Here is a 23,280-nt window from a genome sequence, read left to right on the forward strand (position 1 = left end):
CGGGCCGCGGCGGCGTACGGGTGACCACGAAGGACACGGGCCCGGCGGACGCGGCGTTCAACGGCACGCGGGGGTGAGGTGGGCGCGTACGGGGCGCCCGGGCGGGCGGGAAGGGCCACCCGCCCGGGTCAGGAGGCCAAACCCTCCCGCAGGCCGCGCGGGGGCCGCGACGACCGGCTGCCGAGGCGGGTGTCGGCCCCGTCGGGGGCGAAGAGCATCGCCACGGGCCGGTCCCCGTCGGCGCGGGGCGCCAGTTCGTCCCGGTGGACGGACACGGCGAACTCCCGCAGCAGGCCGTGCACGTGGTAGCGGCCGGGCAGCGCGGACTCCAGCCAGCTGCGGTCCACCAACTCCTCGCACAGGGCGCGGGCCTCGGCCGGCGGAACCCCCAGGGCCGGCGCCACCGCGCCCGGCCCGAACCGCCCGTCCGGCTCCCGCAGCAGCGCCACCCGGGCGAACACCGACCGCAGGGGAGCGGGCAGGCACCCGTATTCCCGCCGGAACGCCTCCCGCACGGAGAGGTCGGCGATCCCGAGCACGGCCAACCGGTGACGGCCGCGCAGCGCGCCCACCACCGAGGCGACGGCCCAGGCCGGCCGGGTGGCGAGCCGCATCGCCACGATCCGCAGCGCCAACGGCAACCCCCCGCAGAGTTCGACCAGTTCGGAGCAGGCTTGGGGTTCCGCCGCCACGCGGGCCGCGCCGATCGCCGCCTCCAACCAGGTCAACGCCTCGGCACGGGAGAGCACGTCCAGATGGGTGTGACGGGCCCCGGCCAGCCCGGAGGGCCGGGTGGTGCTGGTGATGAGCGCGGAGCAGCCCGGACCGCCGGGGACCAGGTCGTCGACCGCCGCCGGGTCCTCGACGTTGTCGAGGACCACCAGGACGCGGCGCTCGGCGAGGTCCGACCGGTAGAGCGCCACCCGGTCGGTCTGCCGCTCGGGCAACGCCCGGCCGGCGCCCCCGAGCGCGCGGAGGAAGGACTCCAGGACCGTCGCCGGCGCCACCGCAGTGCCGTCCGGGGCGCGCAGGTCGGCGTGGAGCTGGCCGTCGGGGAAGTGGCCGCGGACCCGGTGGGCGGCGTGCACGGCGAGCGCGCTCTTGCCCATGCCGGTGGAGCCGGACACCACGACGACCGGAGCCGGCCGGGCCGCGCCCGGCTCCGCTGGGTCGCTCCGCGCACCGGTCAGCTCGCCGATCACCCGCGCGAGCGTCTCCTCGCGGCCCGTGAAGTCGGCCAGGGCGCGCGGCAGTTGAGCCGGCCGTCGGAAATCTTCCGGCGCCGATCGCCGTCCGGAGCGCGGGGTGTCCGCCGGTCCGGTCCCGACGGCGGCCCCCTCGCACGGCCCCTCGCACCCCGAGGCCCCCGCAGCCGGGCCCTTCCCGCTGGTGCCCGCGTCCGATCGGCCCGCACTGCCCGTACCGCCCGTGTCACCCGGTCCGCCGGTACCGTCCGAGCCGGCAGTACCGCCCGCGCCGCCCGCACCATGCGTCCCGCCCGCGCCGAGCGCGATGCCCTCGGCCATCGCGGCCATCTCGCGCCCCGGGTCGATCCCGAACTCCGCCGCCAGCAGCCGACGCGTCCGGTCGTGGACGGCCAGTGCCTCCCCGTCCTGGCCGCTCAGCAGGTACGCCCGCATCAGCAGGGCGCCCAGTCGCTCCCGCAGGGGATGTTGCTCCGTCAACGCGCGTAGCTCGGCCAACGCCCTTATGTGGTGCCCCAGTTCCACGTCCAGGGTGAGCCGTGTCTCCAGGGCGGCGAGCCGCAGACCGGCCAACCTGCTCCGCTCGGCCTCGACACCCGGACCTCCCAACCCGGCCAGGGGTTCCTCCCCCCACAGGGTGAGGGCGCCGTGCAACAGGACGCGTGCCTCCTCGGGCCTGCGCGCCGCACGGGCGAGTTCGGCGGCGGTCACGTCCCGCTGGAACAGCCCGAGGTCCACCGCCTCCGGGGCCACCCGCAGGGCGTACGCGCCGTGTTCGGAGACCAGCACCCGCCGCCCCTCGCCCGTCGGGTCCGGCGTCTCGATCTCCTTGCGCAGCCGAGAGACGTACGTGCGCAGCGACCCCACGGCACGGGCCGGCGGCAGGTCGCCCCAGATGTCGGTCACCAAGGTGTCGACGGGCGCGGGTCGACCCTGCCGCAACAACAGCAGGGCCAGCAGGGTCCGCTGCTGGCGCGAACCCAACTCCAGTTCCCGCGGGCCGCGCCAGGCCCGCAGGCGGCCCAGCAGCGTGAACCGCAGGGATATCGCGTCGGTGTTCATGTCGTGCCCCATGCCCTCGTACTGGTCCGGCCCGGCCCCGGCGGGCCTGCTCCTGTGCCCTGCCGGGAAGGAGTGCGAAGTGCCGCGGGAGGTCAACCCCGCGCACACCCGGTCGGCTGCGCCGCATGCGGCCAGGACATCCGTCCCGGCTGCGGGAAACCCCCCTGAACAGGAGTTTCTCCCATGTCCCGATGCGGACGGCCTAGTTCGGCCACCGGCGCACCGCCCGGCGGCGCAGGCGCTCGGGCAGCGCGGTTCCCCGCCCCGCGGGCGCCCGGGCGGGGTTGCCGTACCCCGCCGGGCCGGCGTGGCGTTCCGTGACCGTAGCCCCGGCGGCCGTACTCGTCCCGGGGGCGCGCCGCGGGACGCGGAGGTCGGCCGGATTCTTGCCTCCGGCCGTCCAGTTACCCACAGTAAGGAACGCGGGACGCGTTCCGGCCGTCCGTTCGGTCCCACGACCGGTGCTCGGTACAGGCCCTCAGGACCGTCCCCGTGTCACGATGGACGGGTGATCGAACCGCGTACGTTGACGAAGTCGTGCCGCCGGGGTGACGGCTCCTTCCTCTCCCTCTGGTCCAAGGACTCGGTGCTCTCGATCGGCTCGGTGGGCTCCGTCCTGTCGATCGGTTCCGTGGGCTCGGTGCTGTCCGTCGGCTCGGTGGGCTCCGCCCTGTCCGCCGCCTCCATCGGGTCCTCGCTCTCCCTGCTCTCCACCGCTTCCTGGCTCAGTACGGGCTCGCTGCTGTCCGCGCGGTCCCGCTGGTCCGTCCTGTCCTGGCGCTCCCGTGACGGGTTCCTGGAGGCGGGCGTCCTCACCGTGACGGCCGTCGCCGCGCTCGCCGTGCACGCGGGCCGCCGGCGCGGCGCGTAGCGGAGCCGGCGCGCGCAGGGGGTGACCGTCGGGTGCGGCCCGACGGCGGACGCCGCGCACGAGGTGCTCCGTCGCAACGGCGTGGGAAATCCACGGGGAACAACAAGCAAGAACAAGAACAAGAACAACAGGACCGGCCCGGTGCGACCGAAGTCGCCCGGGCCGGGTCCTGGTGCGGGGCTCGCCACGACGTGGCGGGGGGCTCGGCGTGCGCGTGTGCGGCGCCCGTGGTGTCCGGCTGTCCGCTGTCCGGCTGCTCAGATCCGGCCGCGCCAGGCTCCGGTCGCCTCACCGCGGTTCTCGATGAAGTGCTTGAACCGCTGCAGATCGCTCTTGACCTGACGGTCGACGAACCCGAGCTTGTCGCCGAGGTTCTCCGCCATACCCTCGGGGTCGAAGTCCATGCGCAGCGTGACCTCGGTGTGCGAGGGGTCGAGCGGGCGGAAGGTCACCAGTCCGGCCTGCTCCGTGTCGCCGCCGACGGAGACCCAGGCGACCTTCGTGTCGGGGATCTGCTCCGTGATCTCCGCGTCGAACTCCCGCTCCACGCCGGAGATCCGCGTCTTCCAGTGGGTCAGGGTCTCGCTCCGCTGCTCGATCGTCACCACACCGTCCATGAACTGCGGGAACGATTCGAACTGCGTCCACTGGTCGTACGCGGTACCGACCGGGACGTCGACGGCGATGGATTCCTTGACCTGCGACATGGTGGACCCTCCTGGTCACGGCTGTGGGGTAAGGGCGCGGGCAGCACCGCTGCTGCCCGCTTTCGGCGCGCCTGCCCAGAACCGGCGGCCGGCACTCCCCGAACCCGCGGACTTCAGGCCGGCCGCCCGGCCCGCCGCGTGCGGCAGGTCAGGCGGGAATGTCCACGACTCCGACCGGCGCGGTGGTGGGCCCGGTGGACCCCGCTGCCGATTCGACGGTCACGCCGACGGCCGTCGCCCGGTCGACCGGCCCGTCCAGGAGTTGGATGTGCCAGCTTCCGCCACCGGCCAGGGTGCCCGCCGAACGGGTGGTGCCGTCGTCGTCGTACCAGAGCGCGTACACCTGGTCGGCGGGCAGTTTCGGCAGGCCCGTCGCGATGAAGGCGGCCCGGCTCTCGCTGCGGGAGACGATGACGCAACCGGTGGCCCCGTCCTCGAAGCGCGCGGCGTTGACCTGGGCGTCCGGAGCCGCCAGTACCTCCGCCAGTTCCCGGGCGGGGCCTGCGGGTCTGGACGCGGACAAGCCGGTGCGGGCCTGCTCGGCCTCCTGGTGTTGCCAGAGGGCGATGCCGCCGAAGGCCGCCGCCGCGACGGCGCAGCAGGCCAGGGCCCAGCGCAGGCGCCGCACCCGGCCGGGGACCCGGGCCACCGGCGCACCGGCCCGGCCGATGGGTGCACCCGGAGCGTGGGACGGCGGCGTGGGGGAGTCGGCGCCCTCCTGAGGAGTCCGGGCGATCCGCTCCAGCACGAGGGCCCGTGACTCCGCGGGCGGCGCCACCGGCGGGGTGGCGCACAGGTCCGCGACGACGGGAGCCAACGCGGCGGCCTCGCGGCGGCAGGACACGCAGCCCGCGAGGTGCCGGGCGAAGGCGGCTTCCTCGTCGGCCGGCATCGCGTGGAGCAGGTACGCCCCGAGGGACGCGTGGGGGTCGGGCGCGATGCTCATCGGGACGCCTCCAGACAGCCGCGCAACCGGTGCAGGCCGTCGCGCAGCCGGGATTTGACCGTCCCCTCGGGCGCCTCCAGGGAGCGGGCCACCTCCCGGTAGGTCATCCCCTCGTAGAAGGCCATCCGTACGGCCTCCTGCTGGGGCCCGCTGAGCGCGTCCAGGCAGCGCCGGACCCGGGCGTACTCGTCCCGTCCCTCGACCTCGTCCGCGACCTCGTCGAAGGGAGGCAGCAGGTTCAGGAGGGCCGCCTTCTCCTCCCGCACCACGCGCGCCTCCGCCGAACGCACGCGGTCCACGGCCCGCCGGTGGGCCAGTACCAGCACCCAGGCCTTCGCCGTCCCGATCTCCGGGCGGAACCGGGCCGCGGTCCTCCACACCTCGACCATCACCTCCTGGGTGACCTCCGCGGCCTGGTCCTCGTCCCGCAGGACCCGGCACACCACGCCCGTCACGGAGGCGACCAGCGCGTCGTAGAAGGGGGCGAAGGCTTCCGCGTCGCCCTGGGCGACCCGGAGCAGCAAGGCGTCCGGCCCGTCGTCGGGGTCGGCGCTCACACCGTCCGCGCTCACCGCCCTGTTCGTGCTGTCCGCCATCTGAGGCCCCGTGCTCCTCGGGTGCGTGCGTCGGTTTCCGATCCCATCACCGTTGTGGACCGGGCGCATCCGGAGCGGACGGGTACCACGGCGACGAGGGCCCGCGGTGCGGGCCCTCGTCGAACCGTGTGTGCTGCGGGTGGGAGCAGCCGCTACCAGCGGTGCTTGTACGAGCAGTCCCAGTGGCCCTTGACCCACTGCTTGTCCCACTGGCCGGGCACGTACACCCACTTCCAGTGACCCTTGTTGCCCCACTGGGAGTCGCCGTGGCCGCGACCGCGGTCACGGTCACGGTCACGGTCCCCGCTTCCGTCCCCGTTCCCGTATCCGCTCCAGTTCCCGTTGCCGTGGTTGTCCCAGTGGTTCTTGACCCAGCGCTTCTCCCAGTGGCCCTTGACCCACCGCTTGTCCCAATGGCCCTTCTTCCAGACGCACCGCTCGCCGCGGTCGCCCGTGACGGACGCGGACGCGGTCTGCGTCGCGGCGGGCGCCGCCATGGCGGGGGCCGCGGCGCCGAGTGCCGCGCCGCCCACCAGGATGCCGGTCGAGGCGACGGCCACCGCCATGTGTCTGACACGGATGGGAACGGACATGGATCCCACCTCCTCGCCCTCACCGTGGTGAGAGCAGTGGTTGATGTGACACAAGTAATTCGAAGCCGCCGGGGGGCGTGGATGGGATGGATCGATCCGTTTTTATGTGGTTCGTCCGTGAGTGCGGTGGGCGGACCGCGGGAGGGTGCCGGGGCCCGGATCCCGGTGTCAGGGGCGGGTGAGCTGCCCGGAGAGCCTGCTGTGGAGGTCGGCACTGGGGGCGTTCAAGCCGGTGACCTCGACGGTTTTGCCGCGCTGCGCGTACTTCGTCCCGATCGCGTCGAGCGTGGCGACGGACGAGGCGTCCCAGATGTGGGCGGCGCTCAGGTCGATGACCACCCTGCTCGCGTCGGTGGCGTAGTCGAAGCGGCCGACGAGGTCGTTGGAGGAGGCGAAGAACAACGCGCCGGTCACCCGGTAGACGAGGGTGTCGTCGTCGGGGCCGGCGACGGCGGTGACGTCGGCGAGGTGGGCGACGCGCTTGGCGAAGACGACCATGGCGGTCACGGACCCGAGCACCACACCCACGGCCAGGTTGTGGGTGGCCACCACGGCCGCGACGGTGATGACCATGACCGCGATCTCGCCCGCGGGCATCCGGGCCAGGGTCTTCGGGGCGATGGAGTGCCAGTCGAAGGTCGCGAACGAGACCATGATCATGACGGCGACCAGGGCGGCCATCGGAATCTCGGAGACGACCGGGCCGAACACGATGCACAACACCATGAGGAACGCGCCCGCGAGGAAGGTCGACAACCGGGTGCGGGCGCCGGAGACCTTCACGTTGATCATCGTCTGACCGATCATGGCGCAACCGCCCATGCCGCCGAAGAAGCCGGTGACGATGTTGGCGATGCCCTGGCCGATGGACTCCCGGGTCTTGCCGGAGTGCGTGTTGGTGATGTCGTCGACGAGCTTCGCCGTCATCAGCGACTCCATCAGCCCGACGAGCGCCATGGCGAAGGCGTACGGGGCGATGGTGGTCAGGGTGTCCAGCGAGAACGGTACGTCGGGGAGGCCGGGCACCGGGAGCGAGGTGGGCAGGGCGCCCTTGTCCCCGACGGTGGGCACCGCGATGGCCGCGCCGACCGTGAGGGCGGTGAGGACGGCGATGGACACCAGCGGCGCCGGCACGGCGGTGGTGATCCGCGGGAGGAACACCAACAGCGCCAAGCCGCCCGCGAGGAGCGGATACACCGGCCAGGGCACGTCGCGCAGTTCGGGGATCTGCGTCATGAAGATCAGGATGGCCAGGGAGTTGACGAACCCGACCATCACCGAACGGGGGATGAACCGCATCAACTTCGCCACGCCCAGCGCCCCGAGGGCGACCTGGAGGACGCCGGCGAGGATGACCGCGGCGATCAGGTGACCGAGACCGTGTTCCCGGTTCAGCGGCGCGATCACCAGGGCGACGGCCCCGGTCGCGGCGGAGATCATCGCCCGCCGTCCGCCGACGACGGAGATCACCACGGCCATCGTGAACGAGCTGAACAGCCCGATCGCGGGGTCGACCCCGGCAATGATCGAGAAGGAGATCGCCTCGGGTATCAGCGCGAGCGCGACGACCAGGCCGGCCAGCACCTCGGTGCGCCACACCCGTGGGTCGGACAGCCAGTCGGGCCTCAGCCCGCGCAGGCGCGCGGCGGGGGACACGACCGCATCAGCGAAAGACAAGGAAGGGGACCTGTCGTGCTCGGGCACACCCCGTCGACAGGCCGGGTCGTGCGGATGGAAGCGGAGGGTCGGATCGGCCCCCTGAGTCGGTGGGCGTGGGGCGACGAGCCGCTCACGCCGACCATGAACCGTACCTCGGCGGGCACGGGGGGCGTGGTGGCGCCGGCCCCCGTTCGCGGGCCGGCCTTGATCGGACCGTTGCCGACGGGGTCGGGGCCGGGCCGTGGTCAGGGCGCGGACGGGCCGTCGAGAGGGAGGTCGAGGCGTTCGGCCAGCGTGGTCAGGGCCGCCCCCAGGGGAAGCTCGACCCGGGCGGCGGCGTACCGGTCCCCCCGGGTCGGATCCCGGTTGACGATCACCACCGGCTTACCCGCCCCAGCCGCCTGCCGGACGAACCGCAGCCCGGACATCACCGTCAGCGAGGATCCCAGTACCACCAGCGAGGACGCCCCGTCTACCAGGGCCCGGCATCGCTCGACCCGCTCCGGGGGGACGGCCTCGCCGAAGAACACGACGTCCGGCTTGAGGACGCCGCCGCACCGCGCGCAGGGCACCACGCGGAAGTCCCCGACCTGCTCCTCGGTGAGGTCGGCGTCACCGTCCGGGTTCATCGCGGCGGCCACGGGCTCGTAGCCCGCGTTGACCTCCTCCAGCCGTCGGGCGAGGTCGCCGCGCGAGCTGAGTTCGCCGCAGGACAGGCAGATGACCCGGCCGAGGCTCCCGTGCAGTTCCACCACGTCCCGGCTCCCGCCGGCCTGGTGCAGACCGTCCACGTTCTGCGTGATCACACCCGAGAGCAGCCCGTGCCGCCCGAACGCGGCGACGCCGCGGTGACCCGCGTTGGGCCGGGCGCGGCCGAAGGTGCGCCAGCCGAGGTGACCGCGCGCCCAGTACCGGCGTCGGGCCCGGGCGCTCGCGGTGAACTCCTGGTACGTCATCGGGGTGTGCCGGCGCAGGCTCCCGCCCTCCCCCCGGTAGTCGGGGATGCCCGACTCCGTGGAGATGCCCGCCCCGGTGAGCACCAGCACCCCGCCGGCGCGCAGCAGGTCGGAGACCGGCTCCAGATCCGTGGTGCCTGGCTCCGGGTCCTCGGTGGGGGTCCAGCTCAGGGTGGGGCGCATGCGCATGCCGCCAGGGTACGGAACGGGCCGGACCCGTGCACGGGCCTGGGGGGACCGGGCCCCGCGCCCGGACCGGAGCCCGGGCACGACGGGTGCGGCGTGCCCGCCCGGCGGCTCAGGCCGGCGGGTTGGGCCGGCGGCTCAGGCCGGCGGGGTGAAGTCCCGCGAGGCGATGAAGGACGGCCGCCGGATCGGCGCCGCGAACGGCTCCATCGGCAGGTTCTCCACGCTGTTGAACACCAGGAAGACGTTGCTGCGCGGGTAGGGGGTGATGTTGTCCCCGGAACCGTGCATCGCGTTGCAGTCGAACCAGGTCGCCGTCCCGGCCGCCCCGGTGAACTGTTGGATGCCGCAGGCGGACGCGAACCGCGTCAGGGCCTCGGGGGAGGGCGTTCCGGCGTCCTGCATCTGCAGGGACTTCTTGTAGTTGTCCTTCGGCGTCGCACCCGCGCAGCCGAGGAACGTCCGGTGCGACCCCGGCATGATCATCAAACTGCCGTTGGTCGGGTGGTTCGGCGTCAGGGCGATGGACACCGAGACCGTACGCATCCGGGGCAGGCCGTCCTCCGCGTGCCAGGTCTCGAAGTCGGAGTGCCAGTAGAAGCCGCTCGCGCCGAAACCGGGCTTGGCGTTGATGCGGGACTGGTGGACGTACACGTCGGAACCGAGGATCTGCCGCGCCCGGTCCACCAGCCGGGGATCGGCGGCCAGGCGTGCGAACACCTCGCTGACGCGGTGGACCTCGAATACCGAGCGGACCTCGCCCGAACCGGGCTCCACGATGGACCGTTCGTCGGAGCGCACGTCGGGGTCCGACACCAGTCGGTCCATCTCGGCGCGGTACTCCTCGACCTCCTGCGGGCTGATCAACCGCTCCGCGGTGACGAATCCGTCGCGTTCGAAACCTTCCAACTCGCGGGCCCAGAAGGGCCCGGGAGTGCCGGGTTCGGACCATACGACGGGGTCCTTGCGTCCGATGAGGACTTCTTCGGAGCCCCGGGTGGGGTACAGGTCGGCGAGGGTGCGTTCGGTTGCGGTGAGCATGGCGTTGCTTGCCTCTCCTCTCGGTTTCGGTGGGTGCGGACCGGGTCGGACCGGGGGAAACGTCAGACCGGATCCGGTTCGTTGAGCAGCGGGTACACGCCGTTCTCGTCGTGGTCCTCACGTCCGGTCACCGGCGGGTTGAAGACGCACAGGCAGCGGAACTCGCTGATGACGCGCAGGGTGTGCCGCTCGTGCTCGTCGAGGACGTACACGGTGCCCGGCGTGATGCGGTGCTTCTCGCCGGTCTCCTCGTCGGTGAGCTCGGCCTCGCCCTCGACGCACACCACCGCCTCGATGTGGTTCGCGTACCACATGGACGTCTCGGTGCCGGTGTACAGGACGGTTTCGTGGAGCGAGAAACCGACGCGTTCCTTCGCCAGGATGAGGCGCTTGCTCTCCCAGGTACCGGACGCGGCCTTGACGTGCCGGTCGGTGCCCTCGATGTCACGGAAGGATCGGACGATCACGGTGGGGCTGCCTTTCGTGGTGTCGGGTGTGGTGGGGTGGGGTGGGGTGGGGTGGGGTCTGGTGTGGTGCGGTCAGGCCGTCTCGCGGACGGACCGCGCGAGGATGTCGAGGCCCTCGTCGAGCTCGTCCGCCGACACGGTGAGCGCGGGCAGCAGCTTGACCACCTCGCTCTCCGGGCCGGAGGTCTCGATGAGCAGGCCGTTCTCGAAGGCCCTGCGGCACACCTCCCCGGCGCGCTCCTTGCGGGTGAACTCCAGGCCCCACACCATGCCGCGACCGCGGTACGAAGCACCGTCCCGCTCGTGTTCCGCGCACAGGTCCGTCAGGGCCCGCTCGATGCGGTCGCCCTGCACCCGGGTGCGCTCGCGCAGCACGCCGTCGCGCCAGTAGGTCTCCAAGGCGGCGGTCGCCGTGACGAAGGCCGGGTTGTTCCCGCGGAACGTCCCGTTGTGCTCGCCCGGCTCCCAGATGTCGAGCTCGGGCTTGAACAGGCACAGCGCCATGGGCAGCCCGTAGCCGCTGATGGACTTGGAGACGGTGACGATGTCGGGCGTGATGCCCGCCTCCTCGAAGGAGAAGAACTCACCGGTGCGACCGCAACCCATCTGCACGTCGTCGACGATCAGCAGCATGTCCCGTCGCCGGCACAGGTCGGCGAGGGCGCGCAGCCACTCGGCGCGCGCCACGTTGACGCCGCCCTCGCCCTGCACGGTCTCGACGATCACGGCGGCCGGGTTGTTGAGACCGGAACCCTGGTCCTCCAACAACCGCTCGAACCAGAGGAAGTCCGGCGTCCGGCCCCCGAGGTAGTTGTCGAAGGGCATCGGCGTGCTGTGGACCAGCGGAACACCCGCGCCGGCGCGTTTGAAGGCGTTGCCCGTCACGGCGAGCGAGCCCAGGGACATGCCGTGGAAGGCGTTGGTGAACGAGACGACCGCCTCACGCCCCTTGGCCTTGCGCGCCAACTTCAGCGCCGCCTCGACCGCGTTGGTCCCGGTGGGTCCCGGGAACATCACCTTGTAGGGCAGAGCGCGGGGGGCGAGGACGGTGGACTGGAAGGTTTCCAGGAAGGTCCGTTTGGCGGTCGTCGACATGTCCAGGGCGTGCGTGATGCCATCGCGCTCGATGTAGTCGAGCAGCGCCCGCTTCAACACGGGGTTGTTGTGTCCGTAGTTGAGCGAGCCGGCGCCGGCGAAGAAGTCCAGGTAGCTGCGGCCGCTCTCGTCGTGGAGGCGGCTGCCCTGCGCCCGGTCGAAGACGACGGGCCAGGCGCGGCAGTAGCTGCGCACCTCCGATTCGACGGTTTCGAAGACGGTGGGGACCGGTGCTGTCGTGGTCAAGCGGCACTCTCCTGTGGTGTGGGATGTGTGTGATGACGGCTGGACGAGCGGGCCGAGCTACGTGGTCAGTGGCTCGCCGGGGGTACCGATGCGGTGGAGCACCTCCGCGTCGTGGTGCCCGGCGCCACCGGGGAAGTGCTCCTCGGCGAAGAGGACCTTCCGGGTGACGCGCGCACCGTGACGTTCGGCGTAGGACGCGAACAGCCGCTCCGACGCGGTGTTTCCCGGGCTGATGGTGGTCTCCAGAACATCGAGCGCGTGCTCGGCGGCGACGCGCGCGGTGAGGTGGTCGAGCAGGTACCCGGCGACGCCCTTCCCGCGGGCCGCGGCGTCCACGCCGACCTGCCAGATCAGCAGGGTGGCCGGCGCGTCGGGGCGCAGGTACCCGGTGACGAAGCCGGCCGGCCGGCCGTCGCGGTCGCGTGCGACGGCCGAGGTGGCGGCGAAGTCGCGGCACCACAGCAGGTAGCTGTAGGGCGAGTTGACGTCCAACGTCCGCGTCTCGCGGGCGATGCGCCAGAGGTCGGGGCCGTCGGAGACGTCGGGCCGGTCGGCCCGGATCCCGGGTGGGGGAGTGGGGACGGAGGGTCGAGGACGGGTGGCCGGATCTGGATGGGCGGCGGTCATGCGGGCCGAAGCTACCGACCATCTCCCCAAAAAACATGCCCGTACGGGGTTCCGTACGCCGTACGTCCGTGTTATCCGGTGCCGTCCAGGATGCGGACGAGCCCCTCAGGGGCTTGCCTGGAATGCCTATCCATCGGCATAAACCACCCCAAAATTTCCAAAGATCACGAGATCGTAACGTCTTTGCCCTGTGCCACATTTGCCGTGTGAAGCCACGACATTGGGCCGTCCCCCCGTTTCGACTCGAGGGAACGGGACATGTGAAACGACCCCCTCGGTCGCACGGTCGTCCCGCGCCCACATCGGAGTCCCCTCCGGGGCACCGGGCCACTGGGTATCCCGAACTGTCAGGCGGTACAAAGAGGTATGACCGAGGAAACGCGCCCCGCGGATCCCCCACGCGCCGCGAACGACGCCGCAGACGCCCACACCGTCCAGGCCATCCGTGCCGTCCTCGGCGCCGACGAGGTCGCCGAGGTCGACGACGTGACGCACGCGGTCCTGGCCGCCTCCGACCTGTTGGCCTCGATCTCCGCCCGAGCCCTGGCGGCAGCTGGAGACGGAGTCACGCCCGCGCAGTTCCGGATGCTCGATGTCCTGGTGGCACGCCGGCACGTGAAACTGGTTTCCCTCGCGGGTCTGATGGAGGTCAACCCGTCCACCGCCATGCGCATGGTCGACCGACTGATCGCCGCGGGCCTGGCGGACCGCAGGCCCAACCGGGAGAACCGGAGGGAGACGGTGCTCACCGCCACGGACTCCGGCTCCCGCCTGGTGAAAGCCGTAACGGCCCGCCGGCGGGCGGAGACCTCGGCGGTCCTCGCGCGACTCGGCCCCGTCGAACGCACCGCCTTGGTGGGCACCCTCGCCGCCTTCGCCGCCGCGGCCGGCCTCCCCACCGCGCCCGCTCCCCACGCCCTCCCGCCCCTCGCCGTCGGACGGCCGGAAGACGCCTTCCCGGGCTGAGCGGGCAGGGCGACCCGACGGGGTCGCCGAAACCGTCGACGGCCTTGCGGGCCCGCCGCGGCAAGGGGCCCGTCGCCCGTGCGCGCCTGCGCCCAAGGCCGCTCACCGACCTCAGCGCTCCGCGGACACGCCACGCCCTGGGCGGTGGCCCGCTGGACCCGGTAGTTCCAGCGGGAGAGCGATCGGACCATGGTCGCGGCGCCGAGGCTCCATATCCTGTGGCGCCTTGGAAGTGGTCCGGGCAGGGTGGCGGTATGAGAGACCGTTCCGGACCTGTTCCCGTGGTCCGGCCGCCCTGGTCCGTTCACGGTGTCAGGACCTGGAGGGCGCGTGGAAGGATGGGTTCGTGCCGCCCATCGGAACGACCGCCGTGGTGATCGAACTGCCGCCCGCAGAGGTGTTGTTGCGGGCGGCCGCCAGTGTGAGGGCGAGCCTCGTGCGGACGGGGCTGCCCGCCCACGTGACGGTGATGTACCCGTTCGTGCCCGTCGCGGACCTCGGCGACGACACGGAGCGTGAGTTCCACCGGCTCGCCGGGTCGATCCCGGCGGCGGACCTGCTGCTGCGCCGGTTGGTGACCGCGCCCGGGTTCGTCGCGGTCGGGGCTGGCGAACTCGACCCGGCCATCGCGGCGTTCCGCGATGTCTGGCCGGACCTGCGCCCGTACGGCGGTCGCTTCGGCGAGTCGCCCACCGCCCACGTCACCGTCGCGCTGGGCTGCGACGGGACGGAGGCCCGTCGCGTGGGCGAGCGGGTACGGGAACTCCTGCCGCTCCCGGCCCGCGCGGAAGCGGCCCATCTGGTGGCCCTGACGGACCGGGGATGGCAGCGGAGAACGTCGGCGCGGTTCGCCTGACCTCTCGCCGGGCCGGCGCGCGGTGGGGGCGGCTGCGGGGGCTTACGCGTCAGGGCCGAGGGTGGTGAAGAAGGCGCGTACGTCGGTCACGAAGGCCTCGGGCTGTTCCAGGGCGAGGAAGTTGCCGCCCCGTTCCAGTTCCGTCCAGTGGGTGATGTGGTGGTCCCGCTCCGCGAAACGCCGAATGGCGACGTCGGTGCCGAGTGCGACGGCCACGCCGGTCGGGACGGTGCCGCGCGGTTTCGGGGCCCAGGCGCTCGCGTCGTGGCCGGCCTCGTAGTAGAGGTTCGCCGAGGAGCCGGCCGTGCCGCTGAACCAGTAGACGCTGATGTTCGTCAGCAGCCGGTCCCGGCCGACGGCGTCCTCGGGAAGCTCGGCCGCGGGATCCGTCCACTCCTTGAACTTCTCCACGATCCAGGCCAGTTGACCGACGGGCGAATCGTGCAGCCCGTAGGCGAGGGTCTGCGGGCGGGTGGACTGGATGGCGTTGAAGCCCATCCTCTCCTGCTGGAACGCCTCCAGCCGGGCCAGCCGCTCCTGCTCGGGCCCGGTCAGCCCCTCGAACTCGGCCGGGTCCCCGGAGGGGAAGGTGATCAGACCGTTGACGTGCACGCCGATCACCCGGTCGGGCACCCGGCGCCCCATCTCCGCGACGATCCACGCCCCGCCGCCGGTGCCCTGAACCCCGTACGCGTCGTAGTCGAGCCGGTCCATCAACTCGACGAACGCGCCGGCGATCCGCCCGGTGTTCCAACCGGCCTCGCCGAGCGGGCCGGAGAAGCCGGTGCCGGGCGTGGAGGTGACGATGACGTGGAAGTCCCGGGCCAGCGGCCCGATGGCGTCCGCGAACTGGACGAACGAGCAGGGCCAGTCGTGCACCAGGAGCAGCGGGACGGCCGCCGGGTTCTGCGAACGGACGTGCAGGAAGTGGATGTTCTGGCCGTCGATCTCGGTGGTGAACTGCGGGAACGCATTCAGCTCCGCCTCCGCCCCGCGCCAGTCGAAGCCGTCCGCCCAGTACGCGGCCAGGTCCTTCAGGTAGGCGGTGGGCACGCCCCGGCTCCAGCCCACACCGGGGATCTCGCTGCCCCAGCGGGTGCACGCCAGCCGGTCCCGCAGGTCGTCGAGTTCCTCCTGCGCGATGTCGATGCGGTACGGGTGGATCCGGACGTCGATGTCGCTGCTGTTCTCCATGGGCAAGACGTTAGTCTCGATATAGGCACGTTGCCTTCCTAATGACCTCACAGGCTTGGTCCCATGCTCGATACCTCCGCACGCCTCCTGAAACTGCTCTCCCTCCTCCAGACCCCGCGCTCCTGGCCGGGCTCCGAGCTGGCCGAACGCCTGGGGGTGAGCGGACGTACGGTCCGCAACGACATCGACCGCCTGCGCGAACTCGGCTACCCCGTGGACGCCGCACGCGGGGCTACCGGCGGCTACCGGCTGGGTGCGGGGGCCGCGATGCCCCCGCTGCTGCTCGACGACGAGGAGGCCGTCGCGGTGACGATCGCCCTGCGGACCGCCGCGCGGGGCGCCGTTCCCGGCACCGAGGAAACCTCCCTGCGGGCACTGGCGAAACTCGAACAGGTACTGCCGTCGCGGCTGCGTCGGCGGGTACGGACGCTCCAGGCGTACACCGTGGCCGTGCCGGCGGACCGCCCGGCGCCGACTGTCTCCGCGGAGGTGCTGACCACCCTGGTCTCCGCCTGCCGGGACCGGGAACGCCTGCGCTTCGACTACCTGGACCACGCCGGCTCATCGACCCGACGCGTCGTGGAGCCGTACCGGGCGGTGAACTGGGGGCGGCGCTGGTACCTCGTGGCGTGGGACGTCGAACGGGAGGACTGGCGGACCTTCAGGATCGACCGGATGCGACCCCGCACCCCGACCGGCCCGCGTTTCGTCCCGCGCGAGGGGCCCGACGCCGACCTCGCGGCCTACGTCTCCGGACGGGTGTCGAGTGCGGCCTGGCGCCACCACGCCCGCGTGAGCGTCCACGCGCCGGCGGCGGAGGTGGTCGAGCGGATCAACCCCGCGGTCGGCACGGTGGAAGCCGTCGACGCCGACAACTGCACCCTGATCACGGGCGCCGACACCCTGCAGACCCTGGCCGTCCACCTGGGCATGCTCGACTTCGACTTCGACGTCATCGAGCCGCCGGAACTGGTCGCCCACCTGCGCCGGCTCGCCGACCGCTACGCCCGCTCGACACCCCCGACGGACTGAGGCGGGCGGGCTGGGCGGCGGGCGGGCCGGGTGAGGGCGGCCCGGGAACGCGCCCGGCCCCACGCCGCACGGAACGCCCCCGGCCCTACGCCACCCGGAACGCCCGACCGGTGGCGGCCAGCGCCTCCTCCAGGATCCGGACCGCCTTCGGGCCGACGCCGTGCAGCGCCGCCAGTTCGGCCCGCCGCAGGCCGGCGACCCCGTCCAGGGTGGTGATACCGGCGGCGGCGAGCGCCCGGGTCGCGGGATTGCCGATGCCCCGCGGCAGGTCGCCGAGCTCCCCGGCCGTGACGGTCGCGGCGGCCGACCGGGCTGTCGCGAGCGCCTTGGGGGCCCGCCCGAGCCAGGCCCGGCGTACCCAGTGGTTCAGCTGTTGGCCGTCCAGGTCCCCGAGCGGGATCCGGACGCCGATCGCCGCGGTGCCGCGGCTGACCGTACGGGCCGTCGGGTGGGCGTCGAGCACCCGACGGGCCTCGGCTTCGGGCAGGTGGAGGCCGAGTTCCCCGTCCGCGTCGGTCCGGGCGAACCACCGGTCCCGTACGCGGAACACGACCCCGGCGCCGCCGGCGGCGGGCTGTTCCACGGCCTCGGGGAGGGCGAGCGCGGTCCGGCGGAGTTGGGCGAGAGTCGTCACGGGTCCACCCTCGCACGCGGTCATGGGGAGAGTGCCCCGCCGCCCCCGCCGCCCCCGCCGCCCCCGCCGCCCCGGCCCCCTCCCCGCGAACGCCGTCCGCGCCGACGGTGGACGACGTCATCGGAGGTCGTGTCCTGCCGACGGTCCAGGCGCTTCACGAAGACGCTTCGTCGAAATTCATCCAAAGCTCGATCAAGGCCGATCAAAGAAGAGCGCCGAACACCGTATCGGAGCGCATATGCGCCTACTTTGGTCCGCTATGACTCCCGATGTCGAACGTCATGAGGACAGGGGCCGGCGCCGGTTCGTGCGGGCCGCGCTGACGGGAACGGTCGCCGTCGGCGCCGGGCTCATCGCGGGCCTTCCCGACGTCAGGCCCTCCCCGACGCAAGGCCTGAACGGGCCGCGCCCGACGACGCCCGTGTCCGCGCTGCGGGCGCTCGACGCGGGGAACCTGCGCTGGAGGACGTTGCACGAGCGCCACCCGGACGCGACGAAGGCGGTGCGCAGGACCGTCGTCACCGGCCAGCACCCCTTCGCCGTCATCCTCGGCTGCGTCGACTCCAGGGTGCCGCCGGAGCTGGTCTTCGACCAAGGCCTCGGCGACCTGCTGACCGTACGGTCGGCGGGCGAAGTCCTCGACGAAGCCGTGCTGGCCAGCATCGCGTACGGGGTCGTGGAGCTGGCCATTCCGCTCGTCGTGATCCTGGGGCACCAGTCGTGCGGGGCGGTCGCCGCGGCCGTGCACGCGGACGAGAGCGGTGGAGGGCTGCCGGGCCACATGCAGTACCTGGTCGATCAGATCCGTCCGGCGATCGACCGTACGCTGACGGGTGACGCGCGGGTGGACGCCGCAGTCGACGCCAACGTACGGCTGGTGGCCGCGCGCCTGCTCGCCGAGCCCGTCCTGGCCGCCCGGATCGAGGCCGGCGGGTTGGCCGTCGTTCCGGCCCGGTACGAACTGACCGACCAGCGGGTCCACCTGATCGGCGACGCCCCCTGACGGACCCGCCGGCGCCGGGTCCGGGATCATGGACGCACTGTCCGCGCCCGCACAGACCGTTCGGAGTGGTGCCACCATGAATCCCGATCCGCGCGACGACCGACCCGACGGTCCGCCCGACCCCGCGACTCTCCACCCGATGCCCGGACAGCCGCGCGTCGTGCTCCTGAAGCCGTTGGTGACGTCGCCGCTCATCGAGGTCGGCGCGTACACGTACTACGACGACCCGGACGATCCCACCGCCTTCGAAACCCGCAACGTGCTCCACCACTACGGGCCGGAGAAGCTCGTCATCGGGAAGTACTGCGCGCTGGGCACCGGTGTCCGGTTCATCATGAACGGCGCCAACCACCGGATGGACGGCCCCTCGACCTTCCCGTTCCCCATCATGGGCGGCGGCTGGGCCGAGCACTTCGACCTCATCACCGGTCTGCCCGGACGCGGGGACACCGTCGTCGGCAACGACGTCTGGTTCGGCCACGGCGTCACGATCATGCCCGGAGTACGCATCGGACACGGCGCGATCGTCGCCTCCGGCGCCGTCGTCGTGGCGGACGTACCCGACTACGGCATCGTCGGCGGCAACCCGGCCGAACTGATCCGTACCCGCTACGGAGCGGCGGACGTGGCCCGCCTGCTCGCCGTGGCCTGGTGGGACTGGCCGGTCGAGCACCTCACCCGGCACGTGCGCACCGTCATGTCCGGCAGCGTCGACGACCTGGAGGCCGCCGCCCCGGCCGGCGCCGGGTGAGCACGGTCATCGGGCGGGCACGGTCATCGGGCGGGCACGGTCATCGAGCGGACGAGGCCGCCCGGGAGCCCCGCCGAAGCCCCGTAGGGCTCGGCCGGGCTCCCGAGCGACCCCCGTGTCCTACTGGCCCACCCGACCGTCGACGCACTCGCGCAACAGGTCGGCGTGTCCGCAGTGGCGGGCGTACTCCTCGATCCGGTGGACCAACAGCTCCCGCACCGCGATGTCGTCCTTCCCCAGCCGCTCGCCCAGGTCCGGATGGCCGGCCAACACCGCGTCGGTCGCGGCCTGTTCGCGCTCCAGATCGACGTACGCGGCGTCGACCTGGGCCTGGTCGGCAACGGCCTCGTCGAAGTCCGCGTCGCGCTTCCCGTACAGCTTCGGCAGCGGATCACCCTCGGTGATCCAGTTGCGCCAGTCGCGTTCCCCTTCGGCGAGGTGCCGCAGCAGACCGAGCAGTGACATCGTCGACGGTGGTACCGAACGACGGGCCAGTTGTTCCGGGGTCAGGCCCTCGCACTTCATCCGCAGGGTCAGCCGGTAGCCCGACAGGAAGTCGCCCAGCGTCGCGAGCTCGCCTTCCGGACTGGGCCCCGTGTCACGGGGGTCGTCGGCGGGGTCGACCCACATGTCTGCGTACACGGTCGCCTGGGTCCATCGCGCGGGTTGGTCACTCATGCGGCGAATGATCCTCCACGAGCACCCCGGACCGCGAACGCATTTGTGGGCCGGGCCCTCATGCGAACGTGTCCGCCAGCAGTTTCGCGGTCTTGGCGATCAGGGTGTTGTCGCGGACGGCGTCAACGTCCGGCATGGTGCTGAGGATGGACAGGACCACCGGCGGTCGCCCGGGCGGCCAGGCGACGCCCACGTTGTTGTTGGTCCCGTACGAACCGGCGCCGGTCTTGTCCGCGACGGCCCAGTCGCGCGGCAGCCCCGCCCGCAGCCGGTCGGCGCTGGTGGTGTTGGCCAGCAACCAGCCGGTCAGTCGCTCCCGGTCCTGCGGCACCAGCAACCGGCCGAGGGTGAGCCGCGCGTACGTCTGCCCGATCGCCCGGGGCGTGGTGGTGTCGGTCACCCGCTCCGGCTCGGCCGAGTTCAGTGCGGGCTCCCACCGGTCGAGCCGGGTCGTACGGTCCCCCACCGAGCGGCAGAAGCGGGTGACCGCGGTGGGGCCGCCCAGCTCGCGGAGCAGCAGGTTGGCGGCGGCGTTGTCGCTCTGGGCGATGGCCGCCGAGCAGAGCTGGGCCACGGTGAGACCGCCCGCGATGTTCTCGGGGAGCTTCGTGATCTCGCCGCCGCCCGCGTCCGTGACGTCCTGCTGCGTGTAGTGGATGCGCTTGGCCAGGAACGTGCCGTCCCGGTCCAGGTCGCGCAGGACGGCCGCCGCGGCGACGGTCTTGAAGACTGAGCACATGGGGAACAGCTCGTCGGAGCGGTGGAGCACGGTCCGGCCCGTCGCCGTGTCCCGCGCGTACACGCCCAGCCGCGCCCCGTACGCGCGTTCCAGTTCGCGCAACCGCGGCACGACATCGGTCGGACCGGGCGACGAGGCCGCACGGGCCGTGCCCGCCGGCAGCGCCACGGCCAGGGCCGCCCCCGCTCCCGCGGTCAGCAGTGAGCGACGGGACGGGATGGTACCCGGGGTCTTCACGTCAGCTTCTCCTCTTCCGTCAGTTTCCATCAGGGTTCGTCAGTTCTGTGCGGTCAGGTGAGTCGGGAGACGTCAAAAGTGATCAATTCGGTTCCCCCCTGTTGCTGGCGTGGTCTCCCTTGGTGCCGGACGGCTCGTCAGTTGACTTTCGCATCAGCGCAGTTGTCGGTCGAGGAGCCACGACGGCGTCGGCCGGGAGAGGCGCGGGAAGGGGTGCGGCCGGAGGGCGACCCACGGGATCGGCCGAAGACCGACTGGTGCCCGGGAGGGGCCTAAGGGTGGAAGGACACCGATGCCGCCTATCGGGCGGTACGCACAGTCCGGCCCGGGCGCGGGGAATCAGGACGGTTTGGTGGCGGAGAACGCCGTGACCGTCACCTTGTCGTCGCACTCGGCGAACACCCCGTCGTCCATGGCGATCTGGTGCGCGCCCGCGCCCGGCACGCCCAGGACCAGCGTGGGGAAGCTGGATGGGGTGGCTCCGGACACGCAGTACCCGTCCGCCTCGCCCTGCACCTGGACGAAGGTGAGCTTCGTCCAGGCGCGGGCCCCCGGGGCCAGGGTGACCGGGGCCGCGGCGCCGGCGCGGGTGACCGTGAGCGGTCGGTTCTTGTCGGGGGAGCCGTTGCCCGCCCCCGCGACGGTGGGGAAGCCGGTCAACGCGCAGGGCTGCGACGAGGTGTTCGTGACGGAGACGACGACGGCCCCCGTGCCCGTGCCGGGCGGCCTGACGTCCGCCTGGTGGCCCTCCGACACCTTGACGTGCCCACTCGTGCAGGGTTTCGCCCCGGCTGCCGGAGTGGAGCCCGACGCGCTCGGCGTCCCCTTGCCGCCTCCGCCGGAGGCGGCCCCACCGGCCCCCGGACCCGTCGGTGTGGCGGCTGCGGTGGGCTTCGCCGGGCCGGATGCCGTCGGAGGCGTCGACGGGCCGGTGGCCGCGCCGTCCTCGCCCGTCGGCGTACAACCGGTGACCAGGGCCGCGGCCACCGCCGCCGTCGCCAGGACCAACGTGCCGCGTCGTACGGCCACTGTGCAGCGCATGGGAGCTCCCCGAGGTTCGCGACCGGTCCCGTACCGGCTCTCGCGCCGACGGACACGACCCCGCGCCCCACCCGGTTCGCGCCACGACCGCGCTGTGGCGCATTCGTGACACCACCGGGATGAAGGGATTCTCCTTCCCCCTCGTCGTTGGCGGTGGCCCGATCACCGCCAGCCCGTCGCGGGGCCGACCCCGCCGGTCAGGCCGAGGAGTCCCACGCCGTCAGCAGGCCGTCCAGCCACGCGGGCGGCAGTTCGGCCGCGTCCCATTCCTCGCGCAGCGCGGCCGGGGCCGTCGCGAGCCGCTCCAGCACGGCGAGGCTGGTGGGGGAGTGGATCAGCGAGTAGCGGCCGTGGATCGCGATGGCGCTGCCGGGCCCGTACTGCGCGTACAGCCGTTCCAGGCGGGCCCGGTGGGCCGTGCCGAACTCCGTGAGCTGCCCGGCGTACATGGCCCGCTGTCTGTAGCCCATCGTGCCGAGGACAGCGGAGAGCACCTCCGTGGTGACCTCCGGGTCGAAGTCGGACACGGAGGTGAGGGACAGGTACAGCGGACTGACCGCCACCTGCGCCCGCTCCACCTCCATCCGCCGCACCCGCGGACGCTCCTCGGGCGAGGAGACCGACGCGTCGGAGCCGACGGCGCGGCGCAGGGCCCGCTCGGCGATGCCCCCGAGCTCGTGGACGACGTCGCCGACGCCGGCCCGGCCCGAGCCGTCCGGGGCGCCCCCGGTCCCGCCCGCAGCACCCGCCGGCCCGCCGGTGATCTCCTCGTACGCGCGGGCGATGGCGCCGGCCTCGACGACCCCGATCAGCTCCTCCGCGTCGCCGGTGAAGACGCCCGCCCGGGCCAGGAGCTGGAGGAGCGTCGTCTTCGCATTGGCGACGCTGGCCGCGTCCGGCAGCTGCGGACCTGCTCCGGCGGTGTTCATCGGCTGCTCCTCTTCGCTCGGGTGCGTCGCGCGGGTACGCGAGGTCGTTCGGTCCAAGGATGCGACCTCCGATGATCGCGCTGCGACCCACCCCTCCGGCGCGGCGCGAGCGCACTGTCACCCGACCGGTGAACGGTCGCGTACGGCCGGCGCTGCCGGCAGCGGTTCCGGGCGGCTTCCCACGTCCGGGTGACGGGCGGGAACGCGCCGGTGCCGTGGGCGTGGATCCATGATCCGACTACGCTTCGGTGGACTGACGGGTGCACGGATACCCGCCTGTCCCTCCGTCGACCGTTCCATGCGCGACGGGAGTTCGTCCGGTCGACGTCGCGGGGACGTGGAGCGCATCAGGGGAGTGGAGTCGGATGTCGGGAACGTCCAGGACCATAGTGTCGGCCCTCGTCGAACAGGATGGCTGCCTGCTGATGGTGCGCGAGCGCCTGGGGGACGAGCAGGAGCAGTGGGTGCTCCCCGGCGGGGTCGTCGAACCGGGCGAGCTCGCGCACGACGCCCTGGTACGTGAGGTTCACGAGGAGACCGGACTGACCCTCACCGGGCCGACGAGCCTGGCCTGCGTCTCGCAGCACGCGGTCACCGGGGATCCGGGCTGGGACGGCACCTGGACCGTCATCACCTTCCGCGCGGAGCGACCGACGGGCACGCTCGCCCCCCTCGACCCCGATGAGCAGGTGTTGGAGGCCGCCTGGGTCCCGCTGGACGAGGCCCGGGCGCGGATCACCGCCCACCCGTCCCGCCGGCGTCGGGAACCCGTCCTGGCCTCTCTGACCGGCAGCGCGCCGCCCGGAAGCCTGTGGCTCTGGCCCGACGGGCCGCAGGAGTCACCGGTCGTCATCCCGGTCGCGGCGGCCGGGCCGTAGCGGGCGCCGCCGCCGCGCGAGCTCCACCTGATCCACCGACTGCACATCACCCCGCAGGTCCGTGCCGGCTTCGCCGAGCGGGAGT

General features: G+C 72.6%; 24 protein-coding genes. 7 read left to right on the forward strand and 17 right to left on the reverse strand.

What is annotated here, in order from left to right; all coding sequences use genetic code 11:
* Positions 1-128: 128 nt before the first annotated feature.
* Positions 129-2,267 (reverse strand): AfsR/SARP family transcriptional regulator, encoded by a 2,139-nt coding sequence (locus ACZ4XJ_RS26005; protein WP_468497562.1) that lies wholly within the window; start codon positions 2,265-2,267, stop codon positions 129-131.
* A gap of 511 nt (positions 2,268-2,778) precedes the next feature.
* Between ACZ4XJ_RS26005 and ACZ4XJ_RS26010 the strand changes: the two genes are divergently transcribed.
* Positions 2,779-3,138 carry a hypothetical protein gene (locus ACZ4XJ_RS26010; protein ID WP_362881534.1) on the forward strand — a complete coding sequence of 120 codons (360 nt, stop codon included), beginning with the start codon at positions 2,779-2,781 and terminating at the stop codon, positions 3,136-3,138.
* A 257-nt stretch (positions 3,139-3,395) separates the two neighbouring features.
* On the opposite strand, the gene ACZ4XJ_RS26015 is transcribed toward ACZ4XJ_RS26010, so the two are convergent.
* The 10 genes from ACZ4XJ_RS26015 to ectA all read right to left on the reverse strand — a co-directional run bounded on the left by ACZ4XJ_RS26015 (position 3,396) and on the right by ectA (position 12,257).
* Positions 3,396-3,845 (reverse strand): SRPBCC family protein, encoded by a 450-nt coding sequence (locus ACZ4XJ_RS26015; protein ID WP_362881497.1) that lies wholly within the window; start codon positions 3,843-3,845, stop codon positions 3,396-3,398.
* Between the two features lie 148 nt (positions 3,846-3,993).
* Positions 3,994-4,791: an anti-sigma factor gene (locus ACZ4XJ_RS26020; RefSeq protein ID WP_468497563.1), complete on the reverse strand. Its 798-nt coding sequence runs from the start codon at positions 4,789-4,791 to the stop codon at positions 3,994-3,996.
* Positions 4,788-5,387: an ECF RNA polymerase sigma factor SigK gene (sigK, locus tag ACZ4XJ_RS26025; RefSeq protein WP_362881494.1), complete on the reverse strand. Its 600-nt coding sequence runs from the start codon at positions 5,385-5,387 to the stop codon at positions 4,788-4,790. The genes ACZ4XJ_RS26020 and sigK overlap by 4 nt, the downstream gene beginning before the upstream one ends.
* A 152-nt stretch (positions 5,388-5,539) precedes the next feature.
* Positions 5,540-5,980 carry a hypothetical protein gene (locus ACZ4XJ_RS26030; protein WP_362881492.1) on the reverse strand — a complete coding sequence of 147 codons (441 nt, stop codon included), beginning with the start codon at positions 5,978-5,980 and terminating at the stop codon, positions 5,540-5,542.
* A gap of 168 nt (positions 5,981-6,148) precedes the next feature.
* Positions 6,149-7,636 carry a SulP family inorganic anion transporter gene (locus ACZ4XJ_RS26035; protein WP_468497722.1) on the reverse strand — a complete coding sequence of 496 codons (1,488 nt, stop codon included), beginning with the start codon at positions 7,634-7,636 and terminating at the stop codon, positions 6,149-6,151.
* A gap of 248 nt (positions 7,637-7,884) precedes the next feature.
* The gene (locus ACZ4XJ_RS26040; protein WP_362881490.1) at positions 7,885-8,784 is read right to left on the reverse strand and encodes an NAD-dependent protein deacetylase; all 900 of its coding nucleotides are present in this window, start codon (positions 8,782-8,784) and stop codon (positions 7,885-7,887) included.
* 135 nt (positions 8,785-8,919) lie between these two features.
* Positions 8,920-9,822 carry an ectoine hydroxylase gene (thpD, locus tag ACZ4XJ_RS26045; RefSeq protein WP_468497564.1) on the reverse strand — a complete coding sequence of 301 codons (903 nt, stop codon included), beginning with the start codon at positions 9,820-9,822 and terminating at the stop codon, positions 8,920-8,922.
* Positions 9,823-9,884: 62 nt separating this feature from the next.
* Positions 9,885-10,289 carry an ectoine synthase gene (locus ACZ4XJ_RS26050; protein ID WP_468497565.1) on the reverse strand — a complete coding sequence of 135 codons (405 nt, stop codon included), beginning with the start codon at positions 10,287-10,289 and terminating at the stop codon, positions 9,885-9,887.
* A gap of 72 nt (positions 10,290-10,361) precedes the next feature.
* On the reverse strand, positions 10,362-11,630 hold the full coding sequence (gene ectB, locus ACZ4XJ_RS26055; protein ID WP_362881485.1) for a diaminobutyrate--2-oxoglutarate transaminase: 1,269 nt from the start codon (positions 11,628-11,630) through the stop codon (positions 10,362-10,364).
* A 57-nt stretch (positions 11,631-11,687) separates the two neighbouring features.
* Complete coding sequence (ectA, locus tag ACZ4XJ_RS26060; protein WP_468497566.1) at positions 11,688-12,257, reverse strand: diaminobutyrate acetyltransferase; 570 nt, start codon at positions 12,255-12,257, stop codon at positions 11,688-11,690.
* A gap of 366 nt (positions 12,258-12,623) precedes the next feature.
* On the opposite strand from ectA, the gene ACZ4XJ_RS26065 reads away from it, so the two are divergent.
* Together ACZ4XJ_RS26065 and ACZ4XJ_RS26070 are read left to right on the forward strand one after the other, a co-directional pair.
* Complete coding sequence (locus ACZ4XJ_RS26065) at positions 12,624-13,223, forward strand: MarR family winged helix-turn-helix transcriptional regulator (RefSeq protein WP_468497567.1); 600 nt, start codon at positions 12,624-12,626, stop codon at positions 13,221-13,223.
* 346 nt (positions 13,224-13,569) lie between these two features.
* Entirely contained in the window at positions 13,570-14,079 is a 510-nt protein-coding gene (locus ACZ4XJ_RS26070; RefSeq protein ID WP_468497568.1) for a 2'-5' RNA ligase family protein, read from the forward strand.
* 42 nt (positions 14,080-14,121) lie between these two features.
* Here the strand turns inward: ACZ4XJ_RS26070 and ACZ4XJ_RS26075 are convergent, their stop codons facing one another.
* Positions 14,122-15,273 (reverse strand): epoxide hydrolase family protein, encoded by a 1,152-nt coding sequence (locus tag ACZ4XJ_RS26075; RefSeq protein WP_468497569.1) that lies wholly within the window; start codon positions 15,271-15,273, stop codon positions 14,122-14,124.
* Positions 15,274-15,336: 63 nt separating this feature from the next.
* Here ACZ4XJ_RS26075 and ACZ4XJ_RS26080 point away from each other — a divergent pair, with 63 nt between their 5' ends.
* Complete coding sequence (locus tag ACZ4XJ_RS26080) at positions 15,337-16,305, forward strand: helix-turn-helix transcriptional regulator (protein ID WP_468497570.1); 969 nt, start codon at positions 15,337-15,339, stop codon at positions 16,303-16,305.
* A gap of 85 nt (positions 16,306-16,390) precedes the next feature.
* Here the strand turns inward: ACZ4XJ_RS26080 and ACZ4XJ_RS26085 are convergent, their stop codons facing one another.
* Positions 16,391-16,939, reverse strand: coding sequence for an MmcQ/YjbR family DNA-binding protein (locus tag ACZ4XJ_RS26085; RefSeq protein WP_468497571.1), 549 nt, complete (start codon positions 16,937-16,939; stop codon positions 16,391-16,393).
* Positions 16,940-17,198: 259 nt separating this feature from the next.
* Between ACZ4XJ_RS26085 and ACZ4XJ_RS26090 the strand changes: the two genes are divergently transcribed.
* Positions 17,199-17,942, forward strand: coding sequence for a carbonic anhydrase (locus tag ACZ4XJ_RS26090; protein WP_468497572.1), 744 nt, complete (start codon positions 17,199-17,201; stop codon positions 17,940-17,942).
* A gap of 76 nt (positions 17,943-18,018) precedes the next feature.
* Complete coding sequence (locus ACZ4XJ_RS26095) at positions 18,019-18,693, forward strand: CatB-related O-acetyltransferase (RefSeq protein ID WP_468497573.1); 675 nt, start codon at positions 18,019-18,021, stop codon at positions 18,691-18,693.
* A gap of 120 nt (positions 18,694-18,813) precedes the next feature.
* On the opposite strand, the gene ACZ4XJ_RS26100 is transcribed toward ACZ4XJ_RS26095, so the two are convergent.
* From ACZ4XJ_RS26100 to ACZ4XJ_RS26115, 4 genes are all read right to left on the reverse strand, one after another.
* Positions 18,814-19,371, reverse strand: a complete 558-nt coding sequence (locus ACZ4XJ_RS26100) for a DinB family protein (RefSeq protein WP_383987925.1) — start codon at positions 19,369-19,371, stop codon at positions 18,814-18,816.
* A 58-nt stretch (positions 19,372-19,429) separates the two neighbouring features.
* Positions 19,430-20,377 (reverse strand): class A beta-lactamase, encoded by a 948-nt coding sequence (gene bla, locus ACZ4XJ_RS26105; RefSeq protein WP_468497574.1) that lies wholly within the window; start codon positions 20,375-20,377, stop codon positions 19,430-19,432.
* A gap of 309 nt (positions 20,378-20,686) precedes the next feature.
* Positions 20,687-21,388, reverse strand: a complete 702-nt coding sequence (locus ACZ4XJ_RS26110; protein WP_362881466.1) for a DUF4232 domain-containing protein — start codon at positions 21,386-21,388, stop codon at positions 20,687-20,689.
* Between the two features lie 197 nt (positions 21,389-21,585).
* Complete coding sequence (locus tag ACZ4XJ_RS26115) at positions 21,586-22,317, reverse strand: hypothetical protein (protein ID WP_362881464.1); 732 nt, start codon at positions 22,315-22,317, stop codon at positions 21,586-21,588.
* Positions 22,318-22,682: 365 nt separating this feature from the next.
* On the opposite strand from ACZ4XJ_RS26115, the gene ACZ4XJ_RS26120 reads away from it, so the two are divergent.
* Positions 22,683-23,195 (forward strand): NUDIX hydrolase, encoded by a 513-nt coding sequence (locus tag ACZ4XJ_RS26120; protein ID WP_468497575.1) that lies wholly within the window; start codon positions 22,683-22,685, stop codon positions 23,193-23,195.
* The last annotated feature ends 85 nt before the right edge of the window (positions 23,196-23,280 follow it).

This window comes from Streptomyces sp. NPDC029836 (assembly GCF_055574495.1).

What these genes read in the sequence shown, in the direction of transcription:
- ACZ4XJ_RS26005 (WP_468497562.1), bottom strand. Translation starts at nt 2,267, where the DNA reads ATGAACACCGACGCGATATCCCTGCGGTTCACGCTGCTGGGCCGCCTG.
- ACZ4XJ_RS26015 (WP_362881497.1), bottom strand. Translation starts at nt 3,845, where the DNA reads ATGTCGCAGGTCAAGGAATCCATCGCCGTCGACGTCCCGGTCGGTACC.
- ACZ4XJ_RS26020 (WP_468497563.1), bottom strand. Translation starts at nt 4,791, where the DNA reads ATGAGCATCGCGCCCGACCCCCACGCGTCCCTCGGGGCGTACCTGCTC.
- sigK (WP_362881494.1), bottom strand. Translation starts at nt 5,387, where the DNA reads ATGGCGGACAGCACGAACAGGGCGGTGAGCGCGGACGGTGTGAGCGCC.
- ACZ4XJ_RS26030 (WP_362881492.1), bottom strand. Translation starts at nt 5,980, where the DNA reads ATGTCCGTTCCCATCCGTGTCAGACACATGGCGGTGGCCGTCGCCTCG.
- ACZ4XJ_RS26040 (WP_362881490.1), bottom strand. Translation starts at nt 8,784, where the DNA reads ATGCGCATGCGCCCCACCCTGAGCTGGACCCCCACCGAGGACCCGGAG.
- thpD (WP_468497564.1), bottom strand. Translation starts at nt 9,822, where the DNA reads ATGCTCACCGCAACCGAACGCACCCTCGCCGACCTGTACCCCACCCGG.
- ectA (WP_468497566.1), bottom strand. Translation starts at nt 12,257, where the DNA reads ATGACCGCCGCCCATCCAGATCCGGCCACCCGTCCTCGACCCTCCGTC.
- ACZ4XJ_RS26065 (WP_468497567.1), top strand. Translation starts at nt 12,624, where the DNA reads ATGACCGAGGAAACGCGCCCCGCGGATCCCCCACGCGCCGCGAACGAC.
- ACZ4XJ_RS26075 (WP_468497569.1), bottom strand. Translation starts at nt 15,273, where the DNA reads ATGGAGAACAGCAGCGACATCGACGTCCGGATCCACCCGTACCGCATC.
- ACZ4XJ_RS26080 (WP_468497570.1), top strand. Translation starts at nt 15,337, where the DNA reads ATGCTCGATACCTCCGCACGCCTCCTGAAACTGCTCTCCCTCCTCCAG.
- ACZ4XJ_RS26090 (WP_468497572.1), top strand. Translation starts at nt 17,199, where the DNA reads ATGACTCCCGATGTCGAACGTCATGAGGACAGGGGCCGGCGCCGGTTC.
- ACZ4XJ_RS26095 (WP_468497573.1), top strand. Translation starts at nt 18,019, where the DNA reads ATGAATCCCGATCCGCGCGACGACCGACCCGACGGTCCGCCCGACCCC.
- ACZ4XJ_RS26100 (WP_383987925.1), bottom strand. Translation starts at nt 19,371, where the DNA reads ATGAGTGACCAACCCGCGCGATGGACCCAGGCGACCGTGTACGCAGAC.
- bla (WP_468497574.1), bottom strand. Translation starts at nt 20,377, where the DNA reads ATGGAAACTGACGGAAGAGGAGAAGCTGACGTGAAGACCCCGGGTACC.
- ACZ4XJ_RS26110 (WP_362881466.1), bottom strand. Translation starts at nt 21,388, where the DNA reads ATGCGCTGCACAGTGGCCGTACGACGCGGCACGTTGGTCCTGGCGACG.
- ACZ4XJ_RS26115 (WP_362881464.1), bottom strand. Translation starts at nt 22,317, where the DNA reads ATGAACACCGCCGGAGCAGGTCCGCAGCTGCCGGACGCGGCCAGCGTC.
- ACZ4XJ_RS26120 (WP_468497575.1), top strand. Translation starts at nt 22,683, where the DNA reads ATGTCGGGAACGTCCAGGACCATAGTGTCGGCCCTCGTCGAACAGGAT.